We start from the raw sequence: 19,021 nt of genomic DNA on the forward strand, positions 1-19,021 counted from the left end.
GCCGCCACGGCCCGCGTGCGACGACGGGCTCAGCCGGTGACGTCGCGCCCGATCAGCTGCCGGGCCACGATCCACTGCTGCAGCTCGTTGGCGCCCTCGAAGATCTCCAGGATCTTCGCGTCCCGGTACATCTCCTCCAGGCGGACCGACTCGCCGGACTCCGACACCTGCCGGGCGAAGCCCAGCGCGCCGTGGATCTGGATCGCCTCGCGGACGAGGTCGTTGGCCAGCCGGGTGCCGTAGGCCTTGGCCATGGCGGCCTCGGGCTCGGCCGACCGGTCGCCGCGGTCGAGCAGGGTCGCGGCCTTCTGGTAGAGCGTGCGGGCGCACTCGATCTCGGTCGCGCGCTGGGCCATCGTGAACTGCCAGTGCTGCATCGCGCCGAGCGGTCCGCCGAAGACCTGCCGCGTGCGCAGCCGCTGCACGGCCAGGTCCAGTGCGGCCTGGGCGACGCCGACGCCCGCCGCGCCGATCCCGATCCGGCCCCGGACGAGCGCGGACAGGGCGACACCCAGCCCCGCGCCCCACTGGCCGAGCAGGTTCCCGGCGGGGACCCGGACCTCGTCGAACACGATGTCGGCGGTGATCTGGCCCCGGTGGCCCATCTTCAGGTCGGGGGCACCGATCCGGACCCCGGGGGTGGACAGGTCGACGAGGAACATGGCGGCCCGGTCGCTGCCCGCCCCGGCGCGCACGAGCACCGACACCCAGCCGGCGACGACGCTGTTGGTGATCCAGCGCTTGCGCCCGTTGAGCAGGTAGTCGCCGTCGGCGGTCGGCTCGGCGACGGTCTGCATCCGCTCCGCGGTGAGGTCCGAGCTGGTCTCCGGCTCGGTCGTGGCGAAGGAGAACGCGGTGCGACCGCTGGTCAGCTCGGGGATCAGCCGGGCGCGCAGCTCGTCGGAGGCGTAGGTGAGCGTCTGCGGGACGAGGATGCACTGGCCGTCGTAGACGCCCGCCATCGAGCTCGAGTGGTAGGCGATCTCCTCGGTGACCGTGCAGGTGGCGAGCATCGGGTGCGCCAGCCCCGCGCCGAAGTCGGCGCCGAACGGCACCTCGAACAGGCCCTCCTCGGCGAGGCCGCGGAACGCCTCCCACGGGAAGCTGTCGGCGGACTCCTCACGGGTGCCGATGTCGCGGGCGTGCGGGGCGAGCCGCTTCTCGACGGCGGCGCGGGCCGTCGCGGGGACCGCGACGATCTCGTCGGGCAGCCAGACGTCGTGGGTCATGCGGTCCTGCGTGCGCGGCACCTGGGTCTCGGTGCCCCGTCCCTGCTCGGCGATCGTCACGGAACGTCCCTCCTCGGTCGACTGGGCGCACACTAACAGTCATAGCTGACTGTTAGTGGTGTCTGCCTCGACGCGGCCCGGCCTGCGCCGCCCGCGCGGCGGGCTCGTGATCGGGGCCCCGGGCACCCGTCCGGGTGGTCGGGAACCGGTGTGCCGCTCGGTTCCGGCCGGCCGGCTCCAGGACTGGCAGGGTGGTCGGCCCACCGGTACCGAGCCGGCCGGCCCCGAAAGGACCTCGATGTCGCAGCCGTACCCCGCCGAATCCAGCCGGATCGCCGCGATCCTCGCCCACCTCTCGGCACCGATCGCCGCGATCCTGAGCGCCGGGCTGCTGAGCCTGGTCGGCCCGCTGCTGGTGTGGCTGGTCAAGAAGGACGACCCGTTCGCGCGGCGGGCCGCAGCCGGGGCGTTCAACTTCAACCTGTCGTTCTGGGTGCTGTTCATCGTCAGCTGGATCCTGATCTTCACCGTGGTGGGGATCCTCGTGGCGATCCCCCTCATGATCGCGCTGTTCGTCGTCTCCGCGTGGTGCCACATCAAGGGCGCGGTGCGGGCGTCGAACAACCGGCCCTACGACTACCCGTTCCAGCTGCGCGTGCTGTCCTGAGTCCGGTTGCGCGGGTCAGCGGCGTCGGGCGCTGTGACGCCGCGGCACCCCGAGAAAGAGGTTGATCCACCCGTAGGAACGATCACACGTCCCGACGTCGACCTCCGGAATACTCTTCTGTGACGTCCACCGTCGACCTCGCCCCGGGCGGCACACATGAAGGCACGGAACCCCCTCGACGCCGTACGTGACCGGCTGCGGCTCCCGCCGTCGCGGCCCGGCACCGCGGAGGCCCGGCTGGTTCCGTACGACGACGCCGTGCGCGCTCTCGGTCGCGACGGCGACATGATGGAGTATCCCGACGACGTCCGCGTCGAACGGATCGTCGGCACCGTCGGGCGGGCCGACGACTTCGACGCCGAGTTCCGGCTCCGCAACCCGCAGCTGCGCGCGCGATGGGATGCGGTCGCCGAGCTGATGACCCGGCCCGGCCAGATGGTCCCGCGGGTCGAGCTGATGCGGCTGGGGGAGATGTACTTCGTCGTCGACGGGCACCACCGTGTCTCGGTCGCCCGTGCGCGCGGTGTCGTCGCCCTCCCGGCCCGGGTGCGGTGGGTCTGCACCGTGGCCTATGCGATGGCCTGCCTGCGCGCGATGCACCTGCCCAGCAAGGCCGCCGAGCGTGAGTTCCTCACCCGCATCCCGCTGCCCGACCCGATCCGGACCGAGCTCTGGCTCGACCGCACCGCCGATTGGATGCGGTTGGCCGACGCGGCAGAGGCATGGGCCTTCCGCGAGACCCTGCGCGGGGCGCCCCTGCCGGACCGCCGGGCACTCGCCGAGCGCTGGTGGGCGGACGAGGTGACACCTCTGGTGCACCACCTCCGCCGGGCCGGTGTCGGCGTCGGCCTGCGTGACATTCAGCTCTACGCCGCCGCGACCGCCGCCCGGGACCGCCGCGGCGGGAGCGACTGGCCGACCGCGGTCACCTGACGGCCGGACCAGCTGGTCGCCGTCATGGGGCAGACCGAGCACTACCGAGCTGGCTACACACCTGCGACGGCGTCGACAACGCCGCTGGAAGTGCAGCGAGCAGGGCTTGTCGCCCGGCGTTTACCTCACGACCACCACGTTAAAAAGGGATCCCTATCCAGCAAATTTCGGAGCGGACTATGCGTGCGTCCGCAGTCCGTGGAACCTCTTGACGCATCTGCTCGGTATCGTAGGATGTCTTCATGCGGTGTGGAACCACATAATCCCGCGCGATACCCGTTTATAACACAGAAGGAGGCTTATTCAGGCTCCGTCAGGTAAGTGTGTAGAAGATGAGTCCGATGACTGCCGAGATTGTCGTTTTAAATGTGGCGTAGGGCCGCCGGTAGTCTGTGTGGAGAACTTTCCACGTTTTGATATGGGCGATGACTCGTTCGATGGTGGCGCGTGTGTGGTTGAGGCTCTTGTTGAATGTTTTTTGCCAGTCGAGAAGTTCCCGGCCGGGTGGTTTTTTGAACGGGGTGAGCATGCCGCGCCCGATGTATCCTTTATCGCCGATCGGGGGGTATGTGGCGAGGTGGTCGAGGGCGCCGGATTGGTCGAGGCAATATAGGTCGTGTCGGGAGCCTGGGGTCGGGTCGGAGATCCACGACAGCTGCCCTTCCAGGGTGGCTGCGACCTGGACGACGACGCCGGTGGTGCGATGCTTGCCCGACCACAGACCCGGCACCGCGGCCCATGACCAGCAGGGCAGCAAGGTTCCATCGATGATGTACTGCCGATCGGCACGAAGCTCCTCTGCCGTCGGAACGACACTCCGCAGCGCCTGTGCCAGCAACGGTGTCACCCCCGTGATCGCTCGACTAACCGTCGACTGCGACACCCCATAGGTTTCCGCCAACTCCCACTGCACACGATTCCCGCGCAGATACGCCAACGTGATCACCACCGACCAGAACAACCCCAGAACCGGCGGCCAAGGCCGTCGCAGGCCAGTCGCGTTCCGCTGATCCTGCTCATACACTATAGCGGCAAGATCCTGAATTTCATCACGCCGGAAACCAGTGGTATAGTACATACTGCGGCAGCCCGTTCATCTCGGATTGATTCGGCAAACCAATATTCGCGATGGACGGGCTGTCGCCCAACCCGACACGCCGGGCTAGATCGTTATTTCACGGGGCCTGAATAAGCCTCAAGGCATGGTGTATCACGCCACAGTCATGGGCCCGGACCGTGCGGGCGTCTATGTGATCATTCTGCTCACGCGGCTGCTCCGGCTGCGCTTCGCGCGCTCATGCGGGCAGAATCGCAACCCCTGACAGTTCTTCATTTTGGATCGGCACATCTATGCCTGAGGCACGACGCACGGAACATGATTGTGAGCTCTTCTGGCTCCACGGGCAGGGTGAGTTCTGCCCGCATTGCGATGTACCGACTCCGCAAGCAGAACCGATCCGACGTGCTGCCACTGGTGAGCGACGCGAGCTGATGCGACCTGTCCACCTGGCGGCCGGACCCGTGGCCGTCCCCGATGGCGGCGGGCGAACGGGGCAGGGGCCGGGGCCTCGGCGTCGCCCCGAGAGATCAGATGGCATCGGGATCTCCGCGACGGCCGTCTGTGTCGGGCTTGTGTTGTGGTCCGTCACCTCGCTGAGCGGCTCGGGGCTGGCTCCACTTCCTGCTGGGGCCGGGAACGGAGGCGGGCCGACAGCATCCGCACCAGCTTCCTCATCTGCCCTCCCCACGTCCGGGGTCGTCGCGGCTCCCCCGGCGGCAGTGCTGCAGTCCGGACCGGCTGCTGTCACGGTCGGCGTCGAGCCCGCGGCGGCCACTACCGCTCTGCCGGATCAGCGCGCGAGGATCGCGGTCGAGGTTGCGATGAAGCAGATCGGGCTGCCGTATGTGTGGGGCGGCAACGGCCCCGAGAACGGGCACCGCGGCTTCGACTGCTCGGGATTGACGACTTTCGCCTATGACAAGGCGGGCGTGGATCTGCCGCGCACCGCCCACGCCCAGTTCCGGCACGGCCCCCGCGTTCCGGAGAACACCCCGCTTCAGCCTGGCGACCTCGTCTTCTACGGCACCTAGAGGCTTATTCAGGCCCCGTGAAATAACGATCTAGCCCGGCGTGTCGGGTTGGGCGACAGCCCGTCCATCGCGAATATTGGTTTGCCGAATCAATCCAAGATGAACGGGTTGTCGCAGTATGTACTATGCCACTGGTTTCCGGCGTGATGAGATTCAGGATCTTGCCGCTATAGTGTATGAGCAGGATCAGCGGAACGCGACTGGCCTGCGACGGCCTTGGCCGCCGGTTCTGGGGTTGTTCTGGTCGGTGGTGATCACGTTGGCGTATCTGCGCGGGAATCGTGTGCAGTGGGAGTTGGCGGAAACCTATGGGGTGTCGCAGTCGACGGTTAGTCGAGCGATCACGGGGGTGACACCGTTGCTGGCACAGGCGCTGCGGAGTGTCGTTCCGACGGCAGAGGAGCTTCGTGCCGATCGGCAGTACATCATCGATGGAACCTTGCTGCCCTGCTGGTCATGGGCCGCGGTGCCGGGTCTGTGGTCGGGCAAGCATCGCACCACCGGCGTCGTCGTCCAGGTCGCAGCCACCCTGGAAGGGCAGCTGTCGTGGATCTCCGACCCGACCCCAGGCTCCCGACACGACCTATATTGCCTCGACCAATCCGGCGCCCTCGACCACCTCGCCACATACCCCCCGATCGGCGATAAAGGATACATCGGGCGCGGCATGCTCACCCCGTTCAAAAAACCACCCGGCCGGGAACTTCTCGACTGGCAAAAAACATTCAACAAGAGCCTCAACCACACACGCGCCACCATCGAACGAGTCATCGCCCATATCAAAACGTGGAAAGTTCTCCACACAGACTACCGGCGGCCCTACGCCACATTTAAAACGACAATCTCGGCAGTCATCGGACTCATCTTCTACACACTTACCTGACGGAGCCTGAATAAGCCTCTTGGCGTCTGTGCAGACGTGAGTGTGAACTCGTACCGCTACTCTCCGCCTGGCTCGCACGCAGTCGTCCTTGCCTGCTCGGCTCGTCGTCGACGGGCACGTCGGCTATCGGCCTGCGACGACGACCCGCTCCGGCTCGGGAGGTACCGGGAACGGTGTGAGCTGCAGACCGGCTCCGGAACGGTCCACATACCCGAATGCCACCTGGTCTCCGTCGCGCTGGGCCTGCGGATGAAGTCCGCCGCTCGTTCCGGATGCCTCCGGCCAGCTCTGGTGCAGGTGGTCCATGACCATTTCCTGGATGGCGTCCAGAGCACGGAGCACGGCTTCGGTCGGGAAGTCTGTTGCCGTCACTGCATCGCCGGGTACGCCGAGGTCCTTCATCTCGACGACCCGCGGCGACCCCGCTCCCCGATTCGACCAGATCGAGATCTGCGTACCGACCGCCTGCGCGTGGACCCCCTCAGGGACGAGTCCGGCAACCTCGCATGCGACATGGGCCAAGGCCTCGACGGAGACGTGCAGGCGCCACGCGGAGAGCCCGTCGTACTGAAGGTCGGTGCTCATCCAGGTTCTGTCCGAACGCACTCTCGAGACGTGTCAACGGCAGCGTACTGCGCCCCGTTCCTCCAGAACTGTCACATGTCGACCGCCGTCGATCCTGTTCAGCTCTTCGACCACGACGATCTACGCCCACGCCGACACCGACGATATCCGCCTCGCGCTCGATGCGATCGAGCGCGAGGCGGGAGGAATCAGGAGGCTTATTCAGGGTGATCATGAAGTGCGGTGTTTCTCCAGGTCGGGACCGCAGCGAGGTAGCCCGCCAGGCGGCCCTGAATAAGCCTCCAGGTGTCAGAGCCGTCGTGCGCGGGTCGCGCGGAAACGGAAACTGTCCTGCTGAGCCGCTTCGTAGTCGAACCCGACCTGGTCGCCCTGCTCGAATGCCTTGTAGCCCTCGGCCTCGATATCGCTGAAGTGGACGAAGGCGTCGAGGCCGTCGGGCAGCTCCGGGCTGCTGATCGCACCCCAGCCCTTCTCGGCCTTGTAGAACTTCACGACCCCGGTTGCCATGCGTCGATCAGAGCAGGTCGGGTCGCCACGGTCCACGCGGTTCCGGAACTAATGCTGGCTGAACTGCCACGTATCGACGGTCGCGTCGAGTGGCGCCGACCTGTTTCCGCAGGTCGGATGTGGTCGGGGTGGCGGGATTTGAACCCACGGCCCCTCGCTCCCAAAGCGAGTGCGCTACCAAGCTGCGCCACACCCCGTCGCCCGCAGTCTAGCCCTGCGCCCGTCCCGCTCGTCCGCCGCCGTCGACGCCGGGTGTGTCCTGCGCGACAGCGACCGGCCGTTGATCCTGCCGCTCTCCCGTTCTTAAGGTAAGCCTTCCCTTACTGAAGGAGGACCGCCACGTGGCACCGTCCGGACTGCACGACCCCACCGCGGAGCACGCGAGCTGCGGCGTCGGGCTGATCGTCCGCAAGGACGGGGTGCAGACCCACGACGTGCTCGCCCTCGCTCATCGTGCCCTCTGCGCCGTGCCGCACCGCGGCGGGATGTCCGCCGAGGGCGTCGGCGACGGCGGCGGGGTCTCGGTGGACCTCTCGGTGTCGTTCTTCTCCCGGCTCGCCGGCCGCGAGCTGACTCCGGGACGGTTCGCCGTCGCGAACGTCTTCCTCCCCGCCGACCCGGAACGCGCCGCGGCGGCCGCGGCGCTGGTCACGCTCACCCTCACCGCGCACGGCTGCACCGTCCTGGCCGTCCGCGACGTGCCGGTCGATCCGTCGGTGCTGCGTCCCGCAGCCGCCGCACAGCAGCTCCCGGTGCGGCAGTGGATCGTCGAGGTCCCCGACGTCGCCGACCCGGAGCGCCTGGCGCACGGCATCCTGCTCGACGTCGAGTCGGTCGCCTACACCGACGAGACCGTCGCCGGCCTCTACCCGCTCAGCCTCTCGACCCGCACCCAGGTCCTCAAGGGACGGCTGAACTCGTGGGAGGTCGTGCCGTACTTCGCCGATCTCACCGACCCCGACCACCGGGTGCGCAGCCTCTACTTCCACACCCGCTTCTCCACCAACACCGACCCGCACCCGTCGATGGCGCAGCCCTTCCGGCTGCTCGCGCACAACGGCGAGCTCAACACCGACCGCAAGAACCGGATCGCCGACGAGGCACTCGCCCGCGCCCGGGGCCGCCGGATCGTGCGGCCGCCCGGGCAGTCCGACAGCGCGCGGTTCGACCAGACCCTGCACGCACGTGTGGCGGGCGACGGGCTCGACCTCGTCGCGGCCGTCGTCGCCGCGATGCCCCCGGCCTGGGAGAACGACCGCACGCTGCCGGCGCCGGTGCGTGCGATGCTGGAGTACCGCTCGCTGGTCGAGGAGATCAACGACGGCCCGGCCGCGCTGGTCTTCTCCGACGGCGAGGTCATCGGTGCCCGTCTCGACCGGCTCGGCCTGCGTCCCCTGCGGACCTGCGAGACCGCCGACTACCTGACCGTCTCCTCGGAGGCGGGCCAGTTCCCCTTCCCCGACGACGAGGTGCTGCGCCGCGGCCGTATCGAGGCCGGCGGGATGCTGTGGTGGAGCACCCGTGAGCGTCGCACCTACGACACCGCGCAGACCCTGGAGCTGCTCGCCGCCCGCGCCGACCACGAGGCCCTCCTGGTCGAAGCGCGGACACCGGCGGCCGAGCTCCCGGACGCCCCCGGGGCCCCCGAGCAGGCCGGGGGCGACGACCTCACCGTCCACCAGCGCTACGTCGCCTACGGCCTCGACGCCGAGGCGTTCCGCGTCCTGCTCGACCCGATGCTCGACACCGGCACCGAACGCGTCTCCGCCATGGGCTACGGCAACGCCATCAACGCCCTCAGCGACCGCGAGGGCGGCGTCGCGCACTTCTTCTCCCAGCGCTTCGCCCAGGTCACCAACCCGCCGCTGGACCCGATCCGCGAGGCCGACGGCATGACCCTGCGCGTCGCGCTCGGTGCCCGTCCGGTGCACGACGGCCCGTTCCACCGCATCGTCCTCGACTCGCCCGTGCTCGACGCCGACGGCCTCGCCCGCATCGAGGCCCAGCAGGTCGTCCCGGTCGGCCGGTTCGCGCTGCTGCACGAGCCGGGGACACTGGAGGCCACGGTCGAGGGACTGTGCGCGGAGGTCGTCGCCTTCACCCGCGACCGCGGTGGCATCGCCGTCCTCGACGACCGCGCCGTCGCCCGCGACCGGGCCGCAGTCCCCGCGGCGCTCGCCGTCGCCGCGGTGAACCGTGCCCTGGTCGCGGCCGGTCTGCGCCCCGCGGTGTCGCTGGTCGTCGCGACCGGGCAGGTCTGCTCGGCGCACCACCTCGCCGTCGTCCTGGGGTTCGGGGCGTCGGCCGTGCACCCGCACACCGCGCACCTGCGCGCGGTCCAGCAGCACCCCGACGACCCCGGCGCGGCGTTCGCGCGCTTCCGCGCCGCGGCGGAGAAGTCCCTGCTCAAGACCATGGCCCGGGTCGGGTTGTGCACGATGGAGAGCTACGTCGGCGGCGAGTTCTTCGAGTCCGCCTACCTCGACACCCGCGACCCGGTGCTCGCCCGCTGGCTCCCCGAGGTCGACGCCCCGGTCGGCGGTGCCGGCTTCGCCGACATCGAGCGCTCGGTCCGCGACTGGCACGCCCGCGCGCTGACCGTCACCGGCCCCGAGGACCTCCCGCAGCTCGGCCTGTTCAAGGAACGCTCCGACGGTGCCGGGCACTCCTACGGCGCCGCCGCCGTCACCGCCTTCACCGGTCTGGTCGACGAACGGACCGGCCTCACCGCGGGCACGGTCGACCGCGAGCTCCGGCTGCTGCCGCTCGCCGCGCTCACCGACTCCCTCGGCCTGCACGACGACGCCTACGTCCACACCGGACTGGGTGCGCTCACCGACGCCGAGATCGACGCGTCCGCGCCCACGCCCGGCTACCGCGAGCTCGTCCGGTCCCTCGCCGCCGAGCGCGAACGGCGCCCGTCCGCGCTGCGCGACGTCCTGGTCCTGCCGCCGGACCTGCGCGACGGCGATCCTGCCGCCGCGCTCGACCGCGTCGACCCGCACGGCAACGCCTGCATCGCCGTGCGCGGGCTGCGCCGCGACGGCGACCTGCTGCACGTCGACGTCGACGCCGCCCCGCTGGCGTCCTGGCTGAACGAGCGGCTCGGGGTGTCCGTCGAACGCCTCGACCACCGCACCCTGCGGGTGGCCGCGACGGGGACGGCCGCGGACCGGCTGGACCTGCTCGTCACCGCCCCCGACCCGGTCCCGCTGTCGCAGGTACAGCCCGCCTCGGAGATCACCCGCACCCTCGCCTCGGGCGCGATGAGCCACGGCGCCCTCGTCGCCGGGGCGCACGAGGCCGTCGCCCACGGCACCAACATGGTCGGCGGGCTATCCAACTGCGGCGAGGGCGGCGAGTCCCGCACCCGGTTCGGCACCATCCGCGGCTCCCGGGTCAAGCAGTTCGCCTCCGGACGGTTCGGGGTGTGGGCGGGCTACCTCGCCGACCCGATGCTCGACCAGGTCGAGATCAAGATCGCGCAGGGGGCCAAGCCCGGCGAGGGCGGCCAGCTGCCCGGCGCCAAGGTGACCGTCGACATCGCCGCTGCCCGCGGCGCGACGCCCGGTGTCGAGCTCGTGTCCCCGCCGCCGCACCACGACACCTACTCCATCGAGGACCTCGCCCAGCTCATCCACGACGCCACCGCGGCGCGGGTGAAGGTCGTGGTCAAGCTGGTGTCCTCGGAGGGCATCGGGACGATCGCCGTCGGCGTCGCGAAGGCCGGGGCGCATGTCATCAACGTCGCCGGCAACACCGGTGGCACCGGCGCCGCCAACGTCACCAGCCTGAAGTTCGCCGGGCGCTCCGCGGAGCTGGGCGTCGCCGAAGTGCACCAGGCGCTGTCCGCGCACGGTCTGCGCGACGCCGTCGAGCTGCGCTGCTCCGGGGCGCACCAGACCGGCGGCGACGTCGTCGTCTCCGCGCTGCTCGGCGCCGACTCCTTCGAGTTCGGGACGACCGCGCTGATGATGCTGCGCTGCGTCATGGCGAAGAACTGCAACGTGAAGTGCCCGGCCGGGATCACCACCGACGCCGACGCCTTCGACGGCGACCCCCGCGCGCTGGCCCAGTACCTGCTCGGCGTCGCCCACGAGGTCCGCGAGATCCTCGCCGGTCTCGGGCTGCGCAGCCTGCGCGAGGCCCGCGGCCGGGCGGACCTGCTGCACCTCGCCCGGCACCCGTCGCTGGTCGGGCGGCTGGACCTGCGCCGCCTGCTGCACCGCGTCACGACCCCGCAGGTCGCCGACCCGGTGCGGGTCGGCGCCCACCACGACCACGACGAGCGGTGGTCGGCCACCGTCCGGGCGGCCCTGGCCCGTGGGGAGTCCGGGGTGGACATCGACGGCGGCGTGCTGGGCAACCGGCACCGCTCCGTGGGCGGGCGCCTCGCCGTCGACGTGGAGCGGATGCTGAACCACGAGCACGTCCCCGGACCGGCACTCGTCGACGACCGCGGCCGCCGGTTCCTGCCGCAGCGGTGGCTGCGGGTCCGCACCCACGGCGCCGCGGGACAGTCGTTCGGGCTGTTCTGCAACGACGGGATGTGGCTCGTCCACACCGGCACCGCCAACGACGGCGTCGGCAAGTCCGCCTGCGGTGGCACCATCGCGGTCCGGTCGCCCGGCACCGTGCACGACGACCGGCCCGGCACCAACGTGCTCGTCGGCAACTTCGCGCTGTTCGGGGCCACCGGCGGCCGGCTGTTCGTGCAGGGCGAGGCGGGGGACCGGTTCGCGGTGCGGAACTCCGGGGCGAGCGCCGTCGTCGAGGGGCTCGGCGACTTCGGCTGCGAGTACATGACCGCCGGGGCCGTGCTGAACCTCGGCGCCGCCGGGTCGGGTCTGGGCAACGGCATGTCCGGCGGGTTCCTCTACCAGTACGACCCGACCGGGACGGTCGGGTTCTCGACCGACTCGGTCGACGTCGCACCGGTCTCGGGGTTCCACACGACCGCCGTCCGGCTGCTGCTGGAGTGGCACGCCGAGGCGACCGGTTCGCCGCTCGCCACCCGGCTGCTCGAGGACTGGGAGCGCGAGCGCGCGCACCTGCTCGTCGCGACCCCGCGGTCGCTGCGGCTCTACCAGGACGCCGGGGAGATCCTCGCCGCCCGCACCCGGCGCGAGCTCGTCGACGAGCTCGCCGCCGCCCTCGCCGCGCACCAGCTGCGCCGGCACAAGCTGGCCCAGCGCGACGGCGTCCCCGTCGCGTCCGGGGTGGTACCCGACGGCGACGCCGGGGAGGAGATGTTCGTCCTGCTCAACGGACTGACCGTGCAGACCGTCGCCGAGGAGGTCGCCGCCCGCCGCGGCGTTCCCGTCCGCACGCTGCTGCTCACCGAGGACCATGCCGTCCGCACGCGGCTGGTGCGCTACGCCCGCGACGCGCTGGCCGGCTACACCGACGACGAGCTCGCCGTACTGGTCTCGGACAAGCGCGTCGGCGACCTCAAGCGCTCCCTCGCCCGGCGCGACGTGTACGGCACCGACAGCCCCGGCACCTACGGCTGGATCCTCGCCCAGGACGCCGCCAACACCGCGCGCCTCGGCCGGATCCCGAGCGTCGAGGAACTGTTCGCGGCCCGCGCCGCACCGGACCTGGTGGGTGCCCCGTGATCGCGCCGCCGCCCCCGGCCGAGCTGGGCGACCTCGCGATCTCGCCGGACGCCCCGTTCACCGCCGAGCAGCGCATCTGGCTGTCCGGCTACCTCGCGGGCGCCCGCAGCGCCGCCGCACCCGTCCGGAAGGAGTCCGGGATGACCCCGGTGCACGTGCTGTACGGCACCGAGACCGGCAACGCCGAGTACGTCGCTGACCTGCTCACCGAACGCCTCACCGAGGCCGGGGTGCCGTGGGAGCTGCACGAGCTCGACGCGGTCGACGCCGACGCGCTCGCCGCGATGAGCAGGGTGGTCGTCGTCTGCTCCACCTACGGCGACGGCGAGATGCCCGACAACGCCGACCTCTTCCGGAAGATGATCACCGCAGACGACGCGCCACGCCTGGACGCGATGTCGTTCGCAGTGTGCGCGCTGGGCGACGAGTCCTACGAGGACTTCTGCGCGGCCGGGCGGCTGCTCGACACCCGCCTCGCCGAGCTGGGGGCCACCCGCCTCCTGGAACGCCGCGACTGCGACGTGATGTGGGAGGACGCCTCCGCACAGTGGTTCCCCGAGATCGTCGCCGTGCTGAGCGCCGCGCCCGTCGCGGAGGAGCCCGCACCCGCACCCGCACCCGCGCCGGAGCCGGCGCGCCGCCGCGAACGCCCCGCCCCGGTGCCCGCCGTGCTCGCCCACCGGGTGCGGCTGTCCGGGCCCGCCTCGGACAAGGAGATCCACCACCACGAGTTCGACCTCACCGGCACCGGCCTGACCTACGCCGCGGGAGACTCGCTCAACGTCGTGCCCGCCAACGACCCCGCGCTCGTCGAGGCGTTCCTCGACCACCTCGGTCACGACGGCGACACCCCGGTCGGTGACCGTCCGCTGCGCGAGCTCCTGACCTGCGCGCACGAGATCGTCACGCCGTCGCGGGACCTGCTCGAGGTGCTCGCCGAGCGGGCCGCCGACGCCGGGCTGCGCGCCGCCCTGCGCGAGGACCGCGCGGCCGCCTTGTGGGACCGGGACCTGCTCGGACTGCTGCACGCCGCACGGGTGCGGCTCGACCCGGAGGAGTTCGTCGGGCTGCTGCGCCCGTTGCAGCACCGGGCGTACTCGATCTCGTCGAGCCCGCTGCTGTTCCCGGACCGGGTGCACCTGACCGTCGCCTCGGTCCGCTACCGGTGCGACGACCGCGCGGTCGGCGGGGTCTGCTCCACCCACCTCGCGGACCGGCTCGCCGTCGGGGACACCGCCGTCGTCTCGCTGCAGCCCAACACCGGGTTCCGGCCACCCGCCGACGACGTCGACATGATCATGATCGGGCCGGGGACGGGTGTCGCCCCGTTCCGCGCGTTCCTGCAGGAACGGGCCGCCCGCGGGGCGCGGGGCCGGAACTGGCTGCTGTTCGGCGACCGCCGCTCCGACCACGACTTCCTCTACCGGTCCGAGCTGCTCGGCTGGGCCTCCGACGGCCTGCTCACCCACCTCGACCTCGCCTTCTCCCGCGACCAGCCGGAGAAGGTGTACGTCCAGGACCGGATGCGCGAACACGGAGCCCGGCTGTACGCGTGGCTGGCCGAGGGCGCCCACCTCTACGTGTGCGGCGACGCGAGCCGGATGGCCCGCGACGTCGACGCCGCGCTGCACGAGATCCTCGCCGCCCACACCGGGGGCGAGGACGGTGCGGCCGAGTTCGTCGCCGACCTCAAGCGCGGGAAGCGGTACCTGCGTGACGTCTACTGAACCGGAGCGTGCCTCGTGACCCTGCCTCGCACCGACCTCGACGTCCTGCTCTCCCACCTCGTCGGCGAGCGGCTCGACCTCGACGCCGGCACGCTGGCGCGGCACCTCCCGCTGCTCGACGAGGTCGTCGCGACCACCGCGAACGGCAGCGCCCTGATCAGCGAGCTCGGCACCTACGCCGAGCCGACCTTCACCGGCGAGGCGTTCGGGGTCCGGGCCGACGCGGTGACCCTGCGCCTGTCCCGGCCCGCGGTCGCCGCGGTCGTCGCGACCCGGGCCGACGACGAGCGTCGCGAGCCCGCCGCGCTGTGGCTGTTCGACGGCGACGGCGCGGCGGTGCACCGCACGCACCTGCTGTCGCCCGACGCCCCGCTGGTCACCGAGGTGATGCGGCTGGCCCCGCGCGTCGACGACCCGCCCGTCGCGCCGACGGCGGTCCCCGACGAGCTCGACCACCTCGGGCTGCTCGACGCGCTCGCCGACGGCGGCGGCCGGGTCCCCGACGGGCTCGTCCTGGCGGCCCCGCCGTGCGACGTCGCCCGGGCCGTCGACCTGTTGTGCCTGCTCTGCGAGCACGGGGTCCCGGCCGGGCTGGCCGTGCCGAACGGCGGCTGCCTGCAGGTCGGCACGGGTTCGGTCGACCACGTCGAGACCGGTGACGTCGTCGGCGTGGTGTCGGGTGCGGTGCAGTTCGCGTTCGCCCCCGGCGAGATCGAGGCGGTGCGCCCGGTCCGCACGCACGGCCCGTACGGTCCGATGACGACGGTGCTCCTGACCGGGCCGGACGGCCGCTGCCCCGCCCTGATCGGCCAGTTCGGACTGCCGTCCACCGACGTCGTGACGGCCTGGGAGCGCATGGTCCGGGACGTGCTGCTGCACCCGATCGGCTGAGTGGTGAACGCGGCCGACGCGGTGGTCGTAGAGACGGGCAATCAAGGATGAACCCGTCAGAAAGGACACCGGGATGCGCCGCACCCTGCCCCGTCTCGCCGCCGTCACCGCCGCCACCGCACTCGGCTTCGCCGCGACCGCGGGGATCGCGTTCGCCCAGGAGACCGAGGTCGGGGAGCCGTCGACCCTCACGAGCATGTACACCGTGAGCGCCACCCCGGACACCATCGTCAACAACGACGGGCAGGCCGTCCCCGGTCAGCCCGGTGCGACCGGCGAGTTCAACTTCCGGATCAACTCCGACGACGAGATCATCTGCTACGACATCACCCTGCGCGGCGTCACCGGCGAGTACCAGAGCCCGGCCAAGACCGCGACGCACATCCACGAGGCGGCGCTCGGCAAGCCCGGCCCGCCGCGCCTGGCGTTCCCGAACCCCGAGGGCGACGGCGACGTCCGCACCTCGTCGGGCTGCCTGCAGGGCCCGTTCACCACCGGGCTCGAGGGCCCGAACGGCCAGGACACCGCCACCGGCTTCTCGCTGAAGCAGATCGAGGCGAACCCGGCCGGCTTCACCGGTGACGCCCACACCGCCGACTTCGCGGCCGGCACGGTGCGCGGCCAGCTCGCCGCCGTCCCGATGGGCGGCGTCGAGACCGGCGCCGGTGGGTCCTCCTCCGACTCGACCGCGCTCTACGCGGTCGGTGCCGCCGGCCTGGCCGCCGCGGCCGGTGCGGGCGTGCTGATGGCCCGCCGGGGCCGTGCGCAGGGCTGACCACACGCGTGACCGACGCCCGGGAGCCCTGCTGCTCCCGGTCGTCGTTGCGCTGGTGTTCCTGCTCGTGGGGTGTGCGGCACCGCCCGCCCCCACTCCCGCGCCTGCGGTGCCGTCCGCCGGCGCGCCGCCCGGCGCCGTCCCGGCGGCAGCCGGTGTGCCCGTCTCGCTGCACATCCCGGCGATCGGGGTGGACGAGTCGCAGCTGCTCCGGCTCGGCATCGCCGACGACGGCACCGCCGAGGTGCCGCAGGACTACGACCGCGTCGGCTGGTTCGACCGCGGCACCGCGCCCGCCCCGACCGTCCTGCTCGGGCACGTCGACTCACGTGACGGGCCCGCGGTGTTCATCGACCTGGCCGACCTCGCCCCGGGCGACGTGATCGAGGTCGGCCGCGACGACGGCTCCGTCGACCGGTACGCCGTCGAGCGGACCGAGCAGGTGCCCAAGGACGCGTTCCCGACCTTCGCCGTGTTCGGCGGTACGTCACCGGACCAGCTGCGCCTGGTCACCTGTGCGGGCGACTTCGACCGGGGGGCACTCAGCTACCTCGACAACATGGTCGTGCACGCCCGCGCACTGTGACCGTTGCCCGACGCGCCGAGACGTCCGGTTCCACTCCGGACACCCGGTCCGGGACCACACTGATCGGGTGACGGTGCCGCGACAGCGCGACCCGCGCCCGACGGGCGCCGCAGCCGGACGCCCCCGGGCGTCGCGGCTCGCCCGGCTGCGCCGCGTCCCGCCGCTGCACCTGCTGCTCGGGACGACGGGCGTGCTGCTCGCGGTCGGCGTCGTGATGGTGCTGTCGGCGTCGGCGGGCGGGCGGACCGTCGCGGACGGAATGGTGCTCACCGTCTTCGTCCGCCACCTGATCTTCCTGCTGCTCGGGGCCGGCGCGTTCGCGCTCGGGATGTGGGTGTCACCGGCCGGGCTGCGACGATGGACGCCGTGGCTGCTGTTCGCCTGTCTCGCCGCGCTGGTGCTCGTGTTGGTCCCGGGCATCGGCGAGGTCCGCGGCGGTGCCCGCCGGTGGATCTCGGTCGCCGGGTTCACCGTGCAGCCGGGCGAGGCGGCCAAGGTCGTGCTCCTGCTGTGGGGCGCTCACGTGCTGGCGCTGCGCGGCCGTGCCGCGCGCCGGGGCCGCTACGCCGTCCTCCCACTGGTCCCGGTCGCGTTGCTGGCCGCGGCGCTGCTCATGCTGCAACCCGCGCTCAGCACGACGGTGGCGCTCGGGGTCATCGTGCTGTCGCTGCTGTTCTTCGCCGGGGCGCCGCTGCTGCTGCTCGGCGGCATGTCCGTCGGGGCGCTGCTCGGCGTCGCCGTCCTGGGCCTCACCGCCGACTACCGCCGCGACCGGATCAGCACGTTCCTCGGCGCGGGCGACGAGCTCGGCGCCGGCTACCAGTCCCGTCAGGCGCTGCTGTCCCTCGCCGACGGCGGCCTGTTCGGCACCGGCCTCGGACAGGGCCGCGCGAAGTGGGACTACCTGCCCAACGCCGCGAACGACTTCATCTTCGCCGTCATCGGCGAGGAGCTCGGGCTCGTCGGCGGGCTCGCCGTGCTGGCGCTGTACCTGCTGCTCGCCTGGGTCGGGCTGCGCGTCGCGGTCCGCACCCGGGACCCGTTCCTGCGGCTGGTGACGGCGGCGACCGTGACCTGGGTGGTCGTGCAGGCCGTGATGAACGTCGGATACGTCGTCGGTCTGCTCCCGGTGACCGGCCAGCAGTTGCCGCTGGTGTCCGCGGGCGGGACGGCGCTGGTCAGCACCCTGTTCCTGCTCGGGCTGGTCGCCAACGCCGCCCGCCGGGTCAGGTAGCCAGGCTGCCGCGCAGCACCGTGGCCCCGGCGCCGTCGACGACCCGGAACTGCTCCGCGTCGGCCCGCAGCACCGAGGAGTTGAGGTTGCAGACCATCGGCGACGTACCGGTCCCGATGAACTCGCCCGCGCTCACCTCGCGCCCGTCCTCGGCCTCGACGACGACGCGGTAGGTCGCACCGGAGCGGAACCCGTCGCCGTCGAGCACGATCTCGACGCCCCAGGTGTGCGGGATCGCGACCGCCGTGGCCCGCACCGCGGGGTCCATCGCCTGCACCGCGACCGGCTCGCGCGGAATGCCGTCGTGGTCGCCGACCAGGTAGCCGGCGACGCCGCCGACGAGCAGGGCGGCCGCGGCCGCCGCGGCGACCGGTGCCCACCGGCTCCGTGGCCGGCCCGCGGTGGACGCCGGGCGCTCGGCCCGCGCCGCCGCGACGATCCGGTCGCCCAGGTCCGGTGGGGGAGCGGGGGTGTGGTCGAGCCGGTCCGGATCGACCCGGCCCAGCGCGGGCAGCACACTCGCGACCTCGGCCAGCTCCTCGCGGCACGTCGGGCAGCCCTGCAGGTGGGCCTCGAGGGTCGCCAGCTCGTCGCCCTCCAGCCGGCCCATCGCGTGGTCGCCCAGCGACTCCCGCATCGCCCGGTGCTCGTCCGGAGTCACGGTTCCACCCCCATCTCGTCCATCGCCAGTCGCAACGCCTTCAGCCCGTAGAAGACCCGGCTCCGGATCGTCCCCAGGGGCACCCCCGCCTCCGCCGCGATCTCGGCGTGCGGGCGGCCCCGCAGGTACGCCTCGACGATCGCCTGCCGGTGCTCCGGACGGAGCCGCCGCAACGCCTCCTCGACCAGCCAGCCGTCGACGAGCGCGTCGTCGGCAGGACCGACGGAGTCGTTCCCGGGGTCGGGCTCGTCGGTGAGCCTGCGGCGCCAGGGCCGCGCCGCGACCCTACGGATCTCGTCGATCACCACGTTGCGGGCGATGGCGAACAACCACACCCGCAGGCTGGCGATCGACGGGTCGTAGGAGTCGGCGCGGCGCCAGGCGCGCAGGAAGACCTCCTGCACGGACTCCTGGGCCGCGCCCTCGTCGCCGAGCTGACGCAGGGCGTAGCGGTAGAGCTCGGCTCCGTGCGCCGTGTACGCGGCCCGGAGCCCCTGCTCGGTGTCGAGCCCGGGTTCCGCGGTGCGCGCGTCGACGGAGCGCAGCCTGCGGTGGGGCGCCTTCATCGGTGTCTGCGAACCTCCTGAACGTCCCTGTGGCCGGTGTGTACGTACCCGGGGGCGGGGATGTTCAC

Annotated in this window: 15 protein-coding genes, 1 tRNA gene and 1 pseudogene; 10 read left to right on the forward strand and 7 right to left on the reverse strand. The window is 71.7% G+C overall.

Annotation, left to right across the window (positions count from 1 at the left end):
• Positions 1-29 precede the first annotated feature (29 nt).
• The gene (locus KPL59_RS06940; protein WP_226360280.1) at positions 30-1,289 is read right to left on the reverse strand and encodes an acyl-CoA dehydrogenase family protein; all 1,260 of its coding nucleotides are present in this window, start codon (positions 1,287-1,289) and stop codon (positions 30-32) included.
• Positions 1,290-1,527: 238 nt separating this feature from the next.
• Here KPL59_RS06940 and KPL59_RS06945 point away from each other — a divergent pair, with 238 nt between their 5' ends.
• Both KPL59_RS06945 and KPL59_RS06950 read left to right on the forward strand, forming a co-directional pair.
• Entirely contained in the window at positions 1,528-1,896 is a 369-nt protein-coding gene (locus tag KPL59_RS06945; RefSeq protein ID WP_060710811.1) for a DUF4870 domain-containing protein, read from the forward strand.
• Positions 1,897-2,052: 156 nt separating this feature from the next.
• Positions 2,053-2,829: a hypothetical protein gene (locus KPL59_RS06950; protein ID WP_226360281.1), complete on the forward strand. Its 777-nt coding sequence runs from the start codon at positions 2,053-2,055 to the stop codon at positions 2,827-2,829.
• Between the two features lie 313 nt (positions 2,830-3,142).
• On the opposite strand, the gene KPL59_RS06955 is transcribed toward KPL59_RS06950, so the two are convergent.
• Positions 3,143-3,907: a transposase gene (locus KPL59_RS06955; RefSeq protein WP_226360282.1), complete on the reverse strand. Its 765-nt coding sequence runs from the start codon at positions 3,905-3,907 to the stop codon at positions 3,143-3,145.
• Between the two features lie 701 nt (positions 3,908-4,608).
• Here KPL59_RS06955 and KPL59_RS37435 point away from each other — a divergent pair.
• Positions 4,609-4,920 (forward strand): C40 family peptidase, encoded by a 312-nt coding sequence (locus tag KPL59_RS37435; protein WP_374111600.1) that lies wholly within the window; start codon positions 4,609-4,611, stop codon positions 4,918-4,920.
• Positions 4,921-5,038: 118 nt separating this feature from the next.
• Positions 5,039-5,803 carry a transposase gene (locus KPL59_RS06965; RefSeq protein ID WP_226360283.1) on the forward strand — a complete coding sequence of 255 codons (765 nt, stop codon included), beginning with the start codon at positions 5,039-5,041 and terminating at the stop codon, positions 5,801-5,803.
• Between the two features lie 123 nt (positions 5,804-5,926).
• Here KPL59_RS06965 and KPL59_RS06970 read toward each other — a convergent pair whose 3' ends face one another.
• The 3 genes from KPL59_RS06970 to KPL59_RS06980 all read right to left on the reverse strand — a co-directional run bounded on the left by KPL59_RS06970 (position 5,927) and on the right by KPL59_RS06980 (position 7,092).
• The gene (locus tag KPL59_RS06970; RefSeq protein WP_226360284.1) at positions 5,927-6,388 is read right to left on the reverse strand and encodes a hypothetical protein; all 462 of its coding nucleotides are present in this window, start codon (positions 6,386-6,388) and stop codon (positions 5,927-5,929) included.
• Positions 6,389-6,676: 288 nt separating this feature from the next.
• Positions 6,677-6,880: a cold-shock protein gene (locus KPL59_RS06975; RefSeq protein ID WP_374111601.1), complete on the reverse strand. Its 204-nt coding sequence runs from the start codon at positions 6,878-6,880 to the stop codon at positions 6,677-6,679.
• A 135-nt stretch (positions 6,881-7,015) separates the two neighbouring features.
• Positions 7,016-7,092, reverse strand: a tRNA-Pro gene (locus KPL59_RS06980).
• Between the two features lie 144 nt (positions 7,093-7,236).
• Between KPL59_RS06980 and KPL59_RS06985 the strand changes: the two genes are divergently transcribed.
• From KPL59_RS06985 to KPL59_RS07010, 6 genes and pseudogenes are all read left to right on the forward strand, one after another.
• Entirely contained in the window at positions 7,237-12,513 is a 5,277-nt protein-coding gene (locus KPL59_RS06985; protein WP_226360286.1) for a glutamate synthase-related protein, read from the forward strand.
• A complete protein-coding gene (locus KPL59_RS06990) occupies positions 12,510-14,240 on the forward strand; it encodes a sulfite reductase flavoprotein subunit alpha (RefSeq protein ID WP_226360287.1) in 1,731 nt (576 codons plus the stop codon). Before KPL59_RS06985 ends, KPL59_RS06990 begins: the two co-directional genes overlap by 4 nt.
• 15 nt (positions 14,241-14,255) lie before the next feature.
• Positions 14,256-15,131 (forward strand): hypothetical protein, encoded by an 876-nt coding sequence (locus tag KPL59_RS06995; RefSeq protein WP_226360288.1) that lies wholly within the window; start codon positions 14,256-14,258, stop codon positions 15,129-15,131.
• Between the two features lie 196 nt (positions 15,132-15,327).
• A pseudogene (locus KPL59_RS37440) lies at positions 15,328-15,699 on the forward strand (CHRD domain-containing protein); the annotation flags it as partial.
• Positions 15,700-15,892: 193 nt separating this feature from the next.
• Positions 15,893-16,492 carry a sortase domain-bontaining protein gene (locus KPL59_RS07005; RefSeq protein ID WP_226360290.1) on the forward strand — a complete coding sequence of 200 codons (600 nt, stop codon included), beginning with the start codon at positions 15,893-15,895 and terminating at the stop codon, positions 16,490-16,492.
• Between the two features lie 67 nt (positions 16,493-16,559).
• Positions 16,560-17,726, forward strand: a complete 1,167-nt coding sequence (locus KPL59_RS07010; protein ID WP_226360291.1) for a putative peptidoglycan glycosyltransferase FtsW — start codon at positions 16,560-16,562, stop codon at positions 17,724-17,726.
• Here KPL59_RS07010 and KPL59_RS07015 read toward each other — a convergent pair.
• A complete protein-coding gene (locus KPL59_RS07015; protein ID WP_226360292.1) occupies positions 17,719-18,387 on the reverse strand; it encodes a zf-HC2 domain-containing protein in 669 nt (222 codons plus the stop codon). The two genes, KPL59_RS07010 and KPL59_RS07015, sit on opposite strands and share 8 nt — an antisense overlap.
• Positions 18,384-18,953, reverse strand: a complete 570-nt coding sequence (locus KPL59_RS07020; protein WP_020627195.1) for a sigma-70 family RNA polymerase sigma factor — start codon at positions 18,951-18,953, stop codon at positions 18,384-18,386. Before KPL59_RS07020 ends, KPL59_RS07015 begins: the two co-directional genes overlap by 4 nt.
• Positions 18,954-19,021 lie beyond the last annotated feature (68 nt).

It is taken from the genome of Pseudonocardia sp. ICBG1142 (assembly GCF_020496255.1).
Taxonomy (GTDB): domain Bacteria; phylum Actinomycetota; class Actinomycetes; order Mycobacteriales; family Pseudonocardiaceae; genus Pseudonocardia.

What these genes read in the sequence shown, in the direction of transcription:
- KPL59_RS06945 (WP_060710811.1), top strand. Translation starts at nt 1,528, where the DNA reads ATGTCGCAGCCGTACCCCGCCGAATCCAGCCGGATCGCCGCGATCCTC.
- KPL59_RS06950 (WP_226360281.1), top strand. Translation starts at nt 2,053, where the DNA reads ATGAAGGCACGGAACCCCCTCGACGCCGTACGTGACCGGCTGCGGCTC.
- KPL59_RS06955 (WP_226360282.1), bottom strand. Translation starts at nt 3,907, where the DNA reads ATGTACTATACCACTGGTTTCCGGCGTGATGAAATTCAGGATCTTGCC.
- KPL59_RS06965 (WP_226360283.1), top strand. Translation starts at nt 5,039, where the DNA reads ATGTACTATGCCACTGGTTTCCGGCGTGATGAGATTCAGGATCTTGCC.
- KPL59_RS06970 (WP_226360284.1), bottom strand. Translation starts at nt 6,388, where the DNA reads ATGAGCACCGACCTTCAGTACGACGGGCTCTCCGCGTGGCGCCTGCAC.
- KPL59_RS07020 (WP_020627195.1), bottom strand. Translation starts at nt 18,953, where the DNA reads ATGAAGGCGCCCCACCGCAGGCTGCGCTCCGTCGACGCGCGCACCGCG.